The sequence below is a fragment of the Holospora obtusa F1 genome (assembly GCF_000469665.2).
In the GTDB taxonomy this organism is placed as follows: Bacteria; Pseudomonadota; Alphaproteobacteria; order Holosporales; family Holosporaceae; genus Holospora; species Holospora obtusa.
In genome coordinates this window covers 15,537-28,545 of sequence record NZ_AWTR02000059.1, presented here as the reverse complement: position 1 = coordinate 28,545, position 13,009 = coordinate 15,537, and the positions used below count along the sequence as shown (strand labels likewise).

The window sequence follows — 13,009 nt, the reverse complement described above, 5'->3', positions numbered from 1 at the left end:
TTAAAAAAATTATTTTGATTGCACGATTTCCTATTGCATTTTTTATAAAAATATTATATTTCTTATTGTAGGAAATATTTTAATAAAAGAAAACAAATGTTGGCAAATCACAAACCTCAATCAGACGCAATTATGATCGCTCTGGGGCAAATTGTTAGAGGATACGCTCAAAACAATAGCCTGAGTATAACTGAGCTTACTCAAGCAATTCATAGTTTATACTCTACTTTGAATAATTTACATTGCAAAGCATATTATAATGTTGGTGCCAGTCCTACGGTTCCAAAAGAAGAGTCTATCCAAGACGATTACTTAATTTGTCTTGAAGATGGGAAAAAATTGAAAATGTTGAAACGGCATCTAAGAACAACTTATCAGATGTCCCCAGAGCAGTATAAAGAACGTTGGGGGTTGCCTGTTGATTATCCAATGGTTGCACCAAACTACGCCCTAAAGCGCAGTACGTTAGCGAAAAGAAATGGGCTTGGAAGAGGAAGAAAAAATTCGAACACAAACGTTTATTCTACTCCAACTCTGGTAAACGGGTAGGGCTTTGACTTTGTGATGAAAAATTGATCGATGTATAATGATTTAATCTTGGGTTAAGTTAGTGTTGGTTAAGTTTTTACGATTCTGGTATTGTTGGGAGCATTTCTTAATTTTTCGTTTTTTTATTGGAATACTTAAGAACGCTTTTTTAAAAAAGTGTTCTTAAAGATCTCGGTGATAAATGATGACATTGAGTGAGTGATTTTCTTTGAGAAATTTTGAAAACATCTCTGCGGTCCCAACTGATCTGTGTCTTCCGCCTGTGCATCCGAAGCTAATTGTGCAATTCAAACGTCGATCGTCAGAATAGGACGGAAAGATGGAAGATGTAAACATTGAGGTTATGTTTTTGAAAAAACTGGAAAAATTTTGGCATTGAGCTAAATAAGATTGAATCGATTCATGTTGACCCGTACGTGTGCGCATATCGCAATCATAATGAGGATTGGATAAAAAACGCATATCAAAAACAAAGTCGCTTTGTGAAGGAACGCCTCTTCGAAAAGAAAAGGACAAAACGTACACCCACAATCCAAAAGAAGGGATCTCAAGTCGTTGTTGAAGCTTACTGCGCATTTCTGGTGGTGACAAGCAAGAAGTATCAAAAATAATATCTGAACGATTTTGGACGGGAATTAAAAATTTTTTTTCTTCCTCAATTAAATCTTCTATACATACAGAGCTACCAAGGGGATGTCCTCGACGAGTTTCTCTATAGCGGGCGCACAAAACCAAAGTTTCGGCCTGCAAAAAGACGACAATAACTGTATTGTTTTTTCGAATATTTTCTACGCAATCATGAAATTTTTCTACACTAAAATCTCGAGTGCGTAAATCAAGACCAATACCTAAATTTTTTTTAGGAGCTTTTTCTGAAATTAAATGTGCGCACAAAGAGATAGGAATATTGTCGACTACCTCGCACCCCAAATCTTCTAAAAGCTTTAAAGCCATAGTCTTCCCCGAACCAGATAGACCCGTAATAATAAAAATTTTTGGATGCACACACATAAATTTTTGTGCCGAAGAGGTGAATTGAACACCCTACCTACTGATTACGAATCAGTTGCTCTACCAGATGAGCTACTTCGGCGCTACACGGTCTACAGTATACACTTTTTTACGGAATCGTCAAATAAAAAATGTTTATCTCTATCCAGGAATAATGTTTAAATTTTTTCAAAAATAAATACTAAACGCGTAGGGTAATTCTCTAAAATTTTATAATATTTAATATTTTTTCGAACGAAAAGTGGAAACCTAAAATCTTCCCTCTTTACGGTGAAAAAATAGTTTGATAGACTAGAAAAAATTTTTTTGATGGGTTTTGCTTTGTTTCGTCGCGTGATTCAAATTGTCGTTCAGTATTTTCAAAAAAAATCTGATAATGCCTATGAAGAGGAAATGCGTCGAGAAGACATGTTAGAGGCGGTTAAGCAAATTATTCCTTCTATTGTTTTGGGAATATGCGTGTTGTTATGTGCTGTGGGAGGGTATTCTTATTGGTCTTACAGGAAAGATCAAAATCTGTTTCATTCTGAATTGATCTACGACGAATATGTTAAAACGATTCGCCAAGGAAAATTTGACGATGCTAAGAAGCTTAGAGTTCAGCTTAGTCTTTGCAAAGAAATGCAAACTTTACTGGAAATAGAGGACTGCTCTGTAAAAATTTTAGAGTTTGAGAAAAATAAAAAAAGTGAAGAAAAAAGAAAGGAATGGTATTCAATTTATGATGCTTACCATAAGTTAGATGGTAAATTGTTTCCAACAAGTCGTGCTCAAAGTTCTTTGTATCATTTTACGCGCTTCGTTTTAGCGGTTTTGGCAATGGAAGTGCGTTTAGAAGATCCAAAGGAAGATGTCGTTGGATTGTATACGCGTTCCCAAAATAGCTTTTCAGGATTGGGATATGGGATTCAAGCGCTTAGAGCGTTAGAAAAAGGAGTTTTGAATCAAAAATTGATAGATCAATGGGAGCAATCCAGTCAGAGTTGGATTCCGGGAGTCTGCGCGATTGGGGCCGGTCTTTCGCGCACTCGTTCTAAAGTGCAGTAGAAAAATGTTAAAAAAAATAGTTATAAAAAAAATAGGTACTCGATTTTTTTTGGGATTTTTTTGTGGAATGCTTTTGTGGAGGTGCACGTCAGAAGTAGATCTTCCTCCTTTGAAAGGTAAGCGTGAAAGCGTTACGGTAGAAGATGAGTTTTCTATGGAACATCAGAAAGTAGATTCAAAAAAGAGGATTCCTATGTCTGCGTATTCCGTTTGTGTTCCAGGTGAGTGGTTGCAGTATTATTGTAATTCTCAGCATAAACTTCCTGCATTGGGATTTAGCGGGCATAGTCAATGTAAAATTCTGCCTAAAGTACATCAACTTTATGTTGAGAATTTTGCATGCCAAGGGGCTGCGCCCAGTCCTGTGTTCTGGTCGGGGTGTGTGTATATTTTGAAAGGGCTCAAATTGTACCAAGGGCACCTAAAAAAAGGTAAATTTTTTTTGTTACATGAAATAGATTTATCTGAAATTAGGCAAGATATGGATCCCGATAGTATGGGGGGGATAGCAGTTCTTCCATCAGGTATTGCGTTTTTGACTATGGGGTCTTCTGAATTAGTTTCTTTGTGCTTAAAAAAGAGAAAAATTTTGTGGAGAAAATCTTTAGAATTTCCTGCAGAAGGAGCTCCAGTTTTGGGCAAAAATATAGTCGTTTGCGTGACAAGACGAAACCAAACTCTGGCTTTTGATCAAAAAAATGGTACACTTTTGTGGACGCATCAGGGAGCTGTAGAAGATCTGTCTTTGTGGGGAGGGTCTAGTTCGGCGATTTCAAAAGGAATTGTGATCAGTCATTATAGCTCTAATCAAGTGGTGGCGTTGGCAGAAAAAACGGGAGATCTTCTTTGGACTCAAAATTTTGCTATAAGCAAAATGAATCGAGAAAAAATTCCTCATCAAAAAGCTTCTCCGGTTTGTGTTGATGAATTAGTTTATGTTGTCACTCATAGTAATGTGGCATGTTTAGGAATAAGAAGCGGTGAAACTTTGTGGCAATGGCCTATTGGTGGATACCACACTCCGCTTGTATTAGGGGACTTTTTATTTTTTGTCGATCAAAATGGCGTGTTAAGTCGTGTAAATCGATATACTGGGGAAGTGTATTGGACTCAAATTCTTCCTAAGCATGCTCAAGAGCAGTGGAATGTGTGGATTGGTCCTTGGTATATAAATCATCGGTTGCTGCTTTGGAGGTATGACGGGTTAATGATTTGTGTGAATCCGTTTTTTTATTCGCAAGACTGCGAAAATTTAAAAAAATCCGCAATCGAGGCGTGGGTATCTTTAGGGCATCCCTTAAGTGCTTCTGGCGTATTGTTGCGCGATGGTATAGTATTGCATAGTGATGATGGGGGAATTTTGTCATGGCTCGTAACTCCGTAATTTTTGAAAATTTAAAAAAAGATAAAAAAATGATAAAAAATCAAAAAGAGATTTCTTGTGGTGATACTTTTCCTGTTTTTAAGAATCTGCCGTGCGTAGGAATTATTGGAAAAGCAAACGTTGGAAAGTCCACTTTGTTTAATAGAATGTCAGGAAGATCGTTGGCGATTACTGCGGATTATGAAGGCGTTACTCGAGATTGGCAAGCTTATGAGGGAACGCTTTTTGATTTAAAATTTACTATTCTGGATACACCTGGTCTTGGAATCAAAGATAGTCCTTACGAGCCAAAAATTAAGAAAATTTTAGAAGATCTTATCTGTCACTGTCAGTGTGTTGTTTTTTTGGTGGATGCACGCCAAAATATAAGCTCAACGGATCAAGAAATTTTAAGATGGTTAAGGAAACAGGGAAAATCTATTCTTTTAGTTGCAAATAAATGTGAAAGAGATTCCTATATTTTTCAATCTTTGGATTTTTCTTCTTTAGGGTTAGGGGCTCCTGTTCCTATTTCTGCTTTGCACGGACAAGGAATGTGGGAATTGAAGGAAGCCTTGTCGGGTATGTTTTTGCAAAACAATTTAATAAAAAAATCAGATCTTCCCCATGTGGATACAGATTCTTCCGTTTTTTGTGATCAGCTTTTTCCTAATCATTTTTGCGATGCACCTTTGCTTTCTTCTGATTGTGAATCGACCGCCCTCAATCACAAAATTCGTGTAGCGATTGTAGGTAGGCCTAATGCAGGAAAATCGACGTTTATTAATGCATGTTTAGGGAAAGATCGATTGTTAACTGGGCCTATTGCAGGTATAACGCGAGATGCTATTGAAGTTCCCTTATCTATGCACGATTCTTCTTTTATTTTCGTTGATACGGCTGGCGCACGTAAGCAAGCAAAATCAAGAAATACTTTAGAGCAATTATCGAGGGGTTCTGGAAAAAAAGCATTAATTTTTTCTCATGTTACTTTGCTTTGCATTGATGGAACAAAAGGATTAGAAAAGCAAGATTTGACTTTATTAGATTCGATTATTGAGGAGGGGAGGGCAGTAGCTGTTGGATTAACGAAATGGGATCAAATAGAGGAACCTCAAGCGTATTTAAAAAGTTTAAGAAAATGTTTAGATGAAAGTATTCCGTCAGGACGTTGGATTCCGTTATTTCCATTTTCTTCTTTGACAAGTCAAGGATTAAGGGAGTTGTGTCTAGGAATAAAGGATCTTTATATTCGTTGGAATCGCCATATTACGACAGGCCCTTTGAATCGTTGGTTGGCTGAATGTCTTCAAGATACACCTCCCCCTCTTTCTAAAGGGAGTATGATTCGGTTAAAATACATCACTCAAATTAAAGCGCGCCCCCCACGTTTTGTGATTTTTGGAAATCAAGTAGAAGTATTGCCTTTAAATTATCGAAGATATTTACTCAATCGTTTGGTTCAAGCGTTTCATTTTGAGGGGGTTAATCCTAAAATTGTGTATAAAACCGCGAAAAATCCCTATGATCTAAAAAAAATCAATGAAAATCGTTAAAAAAAAAACAAAGGACTCTTCCAGAAGATGGTTGCTGCGGCAATTAACAGATCCTTACATTAAACAAGCAAAAATTTCTGGGTATCGTAGTAGATCTGCTTTCAAACTAAAAGAGATACAAGAAAAAGAGCGGATAATTTATCAAGGGAATCGGATACTAGACCTTGGGTGTGCTCCTGGTGGATGGAGTCAAGTATTAACGGAAATTCCTGGAGTTTTGGTGTGGGGAGTAGACCTTATTGATATGCAGCCTTTGAATAATGTTCATTTTTTTCAAGGAGATTTTTCTAATATAGAAGCAAAGTCCTGGATTTCCAAGCAAGGCGTTTTTGATGGAGTTGTGAGCGATGCTGCTCCTTCCAGTACTGGACATCATGCGACAGACTTGATACGCATTGAGCATATGGTAGAAATAGTTTGGGAAGTTACTCATTCTGTGCTGCGCCCAGGGGGTTTTTTTTTGGTGAAAGCGTTTCACACTCAAGGGATTCAAGTGTTGCTTGCGAATTGGAAACTTAATTTTAAAGAAGTTAAATATTTAAAACCAAAATCAAGTCGTAAAGAATCTAAAGAAATTTATATTTTAGCTAAAGGATATCACTCTTAATAAAATAATAATTTTTGTGCTGTCATTTTTATATCCAGAATACAATCTATAGATTATAATCTTCTTGGTCAAATAATGCCTTAACTGTTGATAAAAGATAGACATAGGGTAGAAATTTTCAAAATGTTTGTTTATTTAAAAAAATATAAATATTATCACAGATTATTAATGTTATTTTAACATATTTTGTGTGAATAGTGTAACGAATCCTATTTTTTCACACAAAACGTAACGTAATAAGGTGCACAAACATTAGGCTTCTTCAGAAAATAGACTTTAATTCAAATTTAATAAGAATTCAAAGGAAATGTGTATTAAATGAGAGGTTATGTGTTTAGGGATGATAGTGGGATGGGATAAAGGATGGTTTACCTAGAAAATCAGGCGATGTGACAGAAGGATATCTTGTTTGTTGAAACTGTTTTATACCGTTCCGTGAGGGAATTTCTTGGCGTGGTCTTTTCGGAAAAGTTTGGTGATTTAAAGCCATCCACACCCGCTTTACCCGTTGAAGCGAAAGAACGTATAAAAAAGGTCTTTGAAATTTCGTCTCAGGACGATGATCATGGGTGCGCGATGATCGATACAACGATAGTGCGAGCTCATCAACACAGCACAGGCTCTAAAAAAAAGAGCATAATCAAGTTATTGGACGCTCTGTTTTCTCGTCACTTGATTAAGAATTTTTTCGTTAAACTTAAGGCAGTACCAAGCCATTGCCACAAGCTATGATAAAATGTTTTCAAATTTATAGGCGCCATTCAGTTGGCTTTAATTGTCGTTGAGCTTAATTGAGTGCAAGACCTAATCTTTTTGTACTATTTTTTTATTTTAATTCTGTTCCCATAAAAAAAATTAAATCTTTCAAAAAATTAACAAGTTCTTAAGGTTAAAAAAACTATTGAAATCCTGCAAAAAATATCTATTTTCCTATTTTCAATACTTCAATGAATGCTTTTTGCGGAATTTCAATATTTCCAAATTGTCGCATACGTTTTTTACCTTCTTTTTGTTTTTCTAGCAATTTACGCTTACGCGTAATATCGCCTCCATAACATTTAGCTGTTACATTTTTGCGCAGTGCAGAAACCGTTTCTCTTGCTAACACTTTTGCACCTACTGTTGCTTGAATTGCGATGGGAAAAAGTTGTCTTGGCAAAATTTCCTTTAATTTTTGGCAAATCGCTCTTCCTTTTTCGTAAGCTCGAGTTTTCGGTACTATAGAAGACAGAGCATGAATAGGGTCACCGTTTATGACAACGGATAATAGCACGAGCTCTCCTTCTTTATAGCCATCCATCTCATAGTCGAAACTTGCATGACCTCGACTTAAACTTTTCAATGTGTCATAAAAATCAAACGCAACTTCGTTCAAAGGCATCTTATAAACCATTAATGCCCGCGTAGGCGTAACGTATTCTAAACTTTCCTGAATTCCTCTGCGTTCTATGAGCAACGTAAGGACAGATCCAACATAAGTTTCTGGAACAAAAAGCGTTGTCTTAATCCATGGCTCCAGCATGACGGAAATTTCATTAGGTGATGGCATATCTGCTGGATTGTGAAGATCCATCCAAGTTCCGTTTTGAAGGTGAATTTTATATACTACACTGGGAGCAGTGATAATTAAATCCAGATCAAACTCTCTTTCCAGTCGTTCTTGAACAACTTCTAAGTGTAATAATCCTAATAATCCTAAACGAAAACCAAAGCCTAATGCATTGGAACTGTCCATTTCATACGAAAAACTCGCATCATTTAAGTGAAGCTTTGCTAAACTTTCTCTTAATTTATCAAAATCACTCGCTTCTACCGGGAAAAGACTACAAAAAACGACCGGAGTACATGGCTTAAATCCAGGGAGAGCTTCAGAGGCGGGTTTTTGATCCGAAGTTATTGTGTCACCTATTCTACAATCTCCCACGGCTTTAACGTTGGCAATGATGTATCCCACTTCACCGCATGACAAATGCAAAACAGGACTTGGATACGGTGTAAACACTCCAATTTGTTCTACGGTGTACACAGCGTCTGCAGCCATCATACGAATTTTCATTTTAGGTTCTATGATGCCGTCTATAATGCGAACTAATAAAACAACTCCCAAATATACATCATACCAACTATCTACCAATAAAGCCTTTAAGCAAGCGTTTTCATTGCCTTTGGGGCAGGGCAACCGATCAACGATAGCCTGCAATACTTCCTCAATTCCTATTCCTTTTTTAGCAGAGACCTCAATGGCCTCTTCTTCTGGGATACCGATCAGATGTTGAATTTGTTTTTTAATATTCTGCGGATCAGCAGAAGGTAAATCCATTTTATTAAGAACGGGAATAATCGTGTGATCATGCTCAACAGCTTGATAAACATTTGCTAGTGTTTGAGCTTCAACACCTTGAGTGGAATCTACGACCAACAACGAGCCTTCGCATGCAGACAAAGATCGACTAACTTCATAAGAAAAATCAACATGTCCTGGTGTGTCCATCAAATTAAGTTGATAATATTGACCATCTTTTGCTTTAAAGCTTAACCGAACCGTTTGAGCCTTTATAGTAATACCACGCTCTCTTTCGATGTCCATGTTATCTAAAAACTGTTCTTTTTCGTGACGTTGCTCTAACGCACCACATGTTCGCATTAATGCATCGGCTAACGTAGATTTCCCGTGATCTATGTGAGCGATAATTGCAAAGTTACGAATAAAATTTTTATTAATATGCATATAAGCAACAGTACAACAATGACACACTCTATTATATAGATATTGATTTCAGATTTCTAGAGTGCCTATTTATTTTCATCCAAACAGATAGTGCGAAATTTTGTTAAAATTGTAATTTGTAGTTTGTCTTCAAAATTTTTTTATCTCTCAAACGTTTTAAAATCTGTTAAAAATTTTTGATGAAGGATGTTTTGTGCTTTTACACAACATGGAAAGTGAAATTTATCCAAGTGATCGAAAACGATTTAATGAAAATTTCCATGATTAAAGTTTCCGAATCTAAACGAACACATTCTTGACTCCTAAATTGATACAGTTAACTTATCTTGAATTAGATATGTTTCAAAAAGTGGAAAGTAGAGAAAAGAAGGTGAGTTTTTTATAATTTTGCTTTCAAAAATAACAAAAACGCATCCAATTTAAACCCTAACACTCTATTCCACAAATTTTTGGGTTCATCTACGGTATGATAAAAAAATGCTTCTGAAAGAGCCAATAGATGGAAAAGACTACAACGTTTATAACCTTAAACACTCCTCTTCTTTTGTAAAGAATGATACTAAACTGGATAACGCTCATTCTAAAAAAACGTTCCCATATCTCTGAAATAATCTGTGTTCGTTTATATTGTGCGCAGAGGAATCTCCTTGATGTGTGGTTTTGATGTGTTGTACACATTTTTAAGTATGCTTGAATCGTTGAGAAGAAAAGTATGTATCTGATTTCATACCTAAGTGTATATGTTTTAACACTTTGTTTACACATCATTTGAGCGTACTGTATTATTGAAGTAATCCAGTTCTAGTTTCGCTTTGAGAATTAGAAAACGCAAAATGCTCTACTAAACCGAAGCGATTAAATTTAATTTTCAATTGTCTTGTGTTATGGTTTGCTCCAGAATAAAACCAATCGACTACCGGAATAAAATTTACCCCCTTACTTTCTGTGCGTGTATAGTGATAGAACCAACTTTCTCCACCATCAACGGCAAGGTTCACATTTTCGGGATCACCAAATTTTTTTCTTACGTCATCTTTTGAGGTTTTATTTTTAATTAAATGACGAGAAATTTTTTCATGATTAATATCTTCTAAAAATTGATGCCCCCTTTTTACAGCGCAACCAGTAAGAAAAATAAAGATTGAAAAAATAAAAAGTAATTTTTTATGCATTAATGAACACCTGTAAATTTAATCTTCATAACTTTTATATACACTAAAAGAAAAAAAATTCCAATATAGTTTTTATGCATCAGTGAATATTTGATGCTCTCTTTTTACAGCACAGCCAGTAAGAAAAATAAAAATTGAAAAAATAAAAAGTAATTTTTTATGCATTAGTGAATACCTGTAAATTTAATTTTCATTAACTCGTACGTACTGAAAAAATCTTCCAACATTAACTTATAAGTTTTATTAATATTTTTTTAAATTTTGCTAACAAAAATAAATAGCTATTATCGTAGATGTGTTGTGCAAGTGAGGGGGCTTCAAAAAAATTTTATTTTTTTCGATTTTTATGCAAAGTGAGCATTCATATTCACGATTCTTGTGATATCATTAAATTTTAGAGTACGCGTTTTTGTAGCAATCATTGACAATGTAGTGAATGGAATGATACGAAATGAGGTAACGCTTATAAATTCTGAGAGTCTTGCTAATCTTTGTGTGTCTTATCGAATATGGTAAATTAAGCCGAGTTTTGCCAATAAAGAAAAGCACGACACTCAAAGATCTAAGGTAGACATTTTTGGCTATAAATTTGTACGATCTTAGAATTTTCTTCTAGAAATTACGCTTATCTTTGCAAATTTGGGCTTAATTTAATCATAAAATATTTCGTTGATTTGAAATTTCCCTCATTTTCCTAAAATTAATACGTCTACACTCGTCTTAAATGTTAGATTAGTATCCCAAACCTATCAAACATGATGAAAATTTTTTTATTTAGCGTTGTGCACTATTACAAAATTTTTGTAAAAATGCTATAATAAGCGTTCTTATATAAAAATTGAATTTAATCGCTAAGGTGTGGATAATCGATGATTGCAATTATTGGATGTGGGCTTTGGGGAATGAATATAGTCCGTACATTATCAGAAATGAAAATTTTATCTGCGATTTGTGATGCGGATTCTGCGCGATGCGCTCAAGTATCTCAAAAATTTCACGTTCCCATTCTAACTTTTTCTGAAATTCTTACAAACCAACACATTAAAGGTGTTGTGTTGAGCGTTCCTGCTTGTAAGCATGTAGAGATGGCTTCTGCCGTTTTAAATGCAGGAAAACATGTGTGGATTGAAAAACCTATGGCCCTAACTTTGAATGATGCTCAACACGTTTTTGCATTAGCTCAAGAAAAAAATTTACAGATTTTAGTTGGGCACGTAGTTAGGTATCATGGTGCTTTTGAAAAAATGTTACTTCTAATTCATTCTGGGGAAATTGGAAACATTTTGTATATTGACTGCGTGAGACAAAATTGGGGCAGGGTATGTCCTGAAGAAAAAGATGTTTTATGGAGTCTTGCAGTTCATGATATTTCGTTGGTTCTTGCATTAATGCTACAAAGTTTTCCAGTTAAAGTGATGAGATACGTCCAATCTTGTGTGCAAGGCGGGGATCAAGGTATGTTGCTATTGAAATTTGAAACGGGGGTTCAAGCGCGAATTACAAGCTCATGGTGTTATCCAATTAAAGAACAACGGTGTGTGGTAACGGGGATCAAGGGGAGTGTTGTATTTGATGATACGCGACCCGATGGAGAAGAGCTGTATATTGTCAAGCATGATATTTCGAAAACGCGTCCGTTTCTTTCTTCTCAAGAAATTGTTGCGATTGCTTACGATTACAGAAAGCAACCTTTAACGCGTCAATGTGAAGCTTTTATAAATGCAATTTCTTCTGGAGTGAGTGTCCCCACTTGTGGCTTAGAAGCGTTATCGGGAATTAAAATTTTAAGCAGTGCTGAAGAAATTATTTTATAAAACAGGTATAAATCGTCACAAATTAACCTATAAAAAATACAAAAAAAGAAGAGGGTAGGAGAGGTGTTTAAAAATAATAAAATAAGGTAATGAATCAAGGTTTCTGTTTTTGTATTTGATCTATTGTGTCTATTTTTATAGGCACTCCTTAATCAATCGGTCTAACGCGTATATTTAATTACACTTTCTGCGTAATTTTAATGATTTTTTGAACTTTAATATCAGTTTTTTTAATCGTAAAGCTGAATCTAATTAAACATACTTTTGTGCATTTAAAAAAGTACAATTCACAGATCGTATTTGTTTGTAACAAAAACTGTAATAGAGTATTTGGTGTATATCTAAATAAAATATCTAGATAATGAGTGTAAACACTAAGAAATGAAGGTATATTTTTTTTTGGATGGGTCTGTTCAATCTAAAAGTTCGGGCATTTTTACAAAAAATTAGAATTTATTTAAAAATAATAAAATTGATGGATTTTTAGTGTTTAAAAATATAAAAAAACATGAATTACGGATGAAGATAGTTAAATCCCTCTCGTGTGACGATACAATCTTTTTCAAAAATCGAATAAAAAAAACGAAAAACATTCTTTAAAAAAAATTGAAATTGTAAGCTTGTTAAAACATTCTTAACTGATAATGAATATACTAAGCTTTCTATTTAATTAACGTTTCAAAAGTTTGCGTTAAAATAACGTAAAAAAATGATGAATAGTTCTTCGATTTAGAAGTTCTATAGCGTACTCTTCTTAAAATCGAAATTTTTCGGGCATATTTCAGAAAAACGTTACTTGATGAATACGCTGTTCAAATTCTTTATTCATCAATCATCATCGCAAGATTCGATTAAACAATCTGTTCGTCAATCCAAGGTAACAAATTAATTTCTGGTATTTTTCGCATATTTATTCGGTTTGCAAGAATAAAACGAATTTTTCCACTTTTTTGACGAAGCGCATTAAATTTTTCTGAAGAATTCGTGTGCAAAAAAACATTAACTTTTCTTAAATCTTCTGAAGCACACACTTTCATTACAGTCATTCTTGAAGATTCGCTTTGCTCTGTGCACACGACATGGTGTAAAACTTGAGCAATTTCCTGATGAATTAAGTGTTCTAATTTTTTTTTACGCTGAGTTTTTTTTGGGCAAATCATAC

The 13,009-nt window shown here is 34.8% G+C and carries 11 protein-coding genes and 1 tRNA gene; 7 read left to right on the top strand and 5 right to left on the bottom strand.

The window, feature by feature from the left end; genetic code table 11:
* The first annotated feature begins 96 nt into the window (after nt 1-96).
* Nucleotides 97-549, top strand: a complete 453-nt coding sequence (locus P618_RS03130; RefSeq protein ID WP_021827250.1) for a Ros/MucR family transcriptional regulator — start codon at nt 97-99, stop codon at nt 547-549.
* A 162-nt stretch (nt 550-711) separates the two neighbouring features.
* Here P618_RS03130 and rapZ read toward each other — a convergent pair whose 3' ends face one another.
* Together rapZ and P618_RS03120 are read right to left on the bottom strand one after the other, a co-directional pair.
* Complete coding sequence (rapZ, locus tag P618_RS03125) at nt 712-1,554, bottom strand: RNase adapter RapZ (RefSeq protein WP_162147070.1); 843 nt, start codon at nt 1,552-1,554, stop codon at nt 712-714.
* 15 nt (nt 1,555-1,569) lie between these two features.
* Nucleotides 1,570-1,642, bottom strand: a tRNA-Thr gene (locus P618_RS03120).
* A gap of 227 nt (nt 1,643-1,869) precedes the next feature.
* Between P618_RS03120 and P618_RS03115 the strand changes: the two genes are divergently transcribed.
* The 5 genes from P618_RS03115 (at nt 1,870) to P618_RS03095 (ending at nt 6,865) form a co-directional block, all read left to right on the top strand.
* Nucleotides 1,870-2,607, top strand: a complete 738-nt coding sequence (locus P618_RS03115) for a hypothetical protein (protein WP_021827252.1) — start codon at nt 1,870-1,872, stop codon at nt 2,605-2,607.
* A 4-nt stretch (nt 2,608-2,611) separates the two neighbouring features.
* Nucleotides 2,612-3,991, top strand: coding sequence for a PQQ-binding-like beta-propeller repeat protein (locus tag P618_RS03110; protein WP_021827253.1), 1,380 nt, complete (start codon nt 2,612-2,614; stop codon nt 3,989-3,991).
* Nucleotides 3,973-5,526, top strand: a complete 1,554-nt coding sequence (gene der, locus P618_RS03105; RefSeq protein WP_021827254.1) for a ribosome biogenesis GTPase Der — start codon at nt 3,973-3,975, stop codon at nt 5,524-5,526. The genes P618_RS03110 and der overlap by 19 nt, the downstream gene beginning before the upstream one ends.
* Nucleotides 5,513-6,133 carry an RlmE family RNA methyltransferase gene (locus P618_RS03100; RefSeq protein WP_021827255.1) on the top strand — a complete coding sequence of 207 codons (621 nt, stop codon included), beginning with the start codon at nt 5,513-5,515 and terminating at the stop codon, nt 6,131-6,133. The genes der and P618_RS03100 overlap by 14 nt, the downstream gene beginning before the upstream one ends.
* A 405-nt stretch (nt 6,134-6,538) precedes the next feature.
* On the top strand, nt 6,539-6,865 hold the full coding sequence (locus tag P618_RS03095; protein WP_021827256.1) for a hypothetical protein: 327 nt from the start codon (nt 6,539-6,541) through the stop codon (nt 6,863-6,865).
* Between the two features lie 190 nt (nt 6,866-7,055).
* Here P618_RS03095 and lepA read toward each other — a convergent pair whose 3' ends face one another.
* Nucleotides 7,056-8,861 carry a translation elongation factor 4 gene (gene lepA, locus P618_RS03090; protein WP_024161142.1) on the bottom strand — a complete coding sequence of 602 codons (1,806 nt, stop codon included), beginning with the start codon at nt 8,859-8,861 and terminating at the stop codon, nt 7,056-7,058.
* Nucleotides 8,862-9,643: 782 nt separating this feature from the next.
* Nucleotides 9,644-10,033 carry a hypothetical protein gene (locus tag P618_RS03085; protein ID WP_021827260.1) on the bottom strand — a complete coding sequence of 130 codons (390 nt, stop codon included), beginning with the start codon at nt 10,031-10,033 and terminating at the stop codon, nt 9,644-9,646.
* 869 nt (nt 10,034-10,902) lie between these two features.
* Between P618_RS03085 and P618_RS03080 the strand changes: the two genes are divergently transcribed.
* The gene (locus P618_RS03080) at nt 10,903-11,847 is read left to right on the top strand and encodes a Gfo/Idh/MocA family protein (protein WP_021827263.1); all 945 of its coding nucleotides are present in this window, start codon (nt 10,903-10,905) and stop codon (nt 11,845-11,847) included.
* Between the two features lie 851 nt (nt 11,848-12,698).
* Here P618_RS03080 and P618_RS03075 read toward each other — a convergent pair.
* Nucleotides 12,699-13,007: a ribosome-binding factor A gene (locus P618_RS03075; RefSeq protein WP_021827264.1), complete on the bottom strand. Its 309-nt coding sequence runs from the start codon at nt 13,005-13,007 to the stop codon at nt 12,699-12,701.
* Nucleotides 13,008-13,009 lie beyond the last annotated feature (2 nt).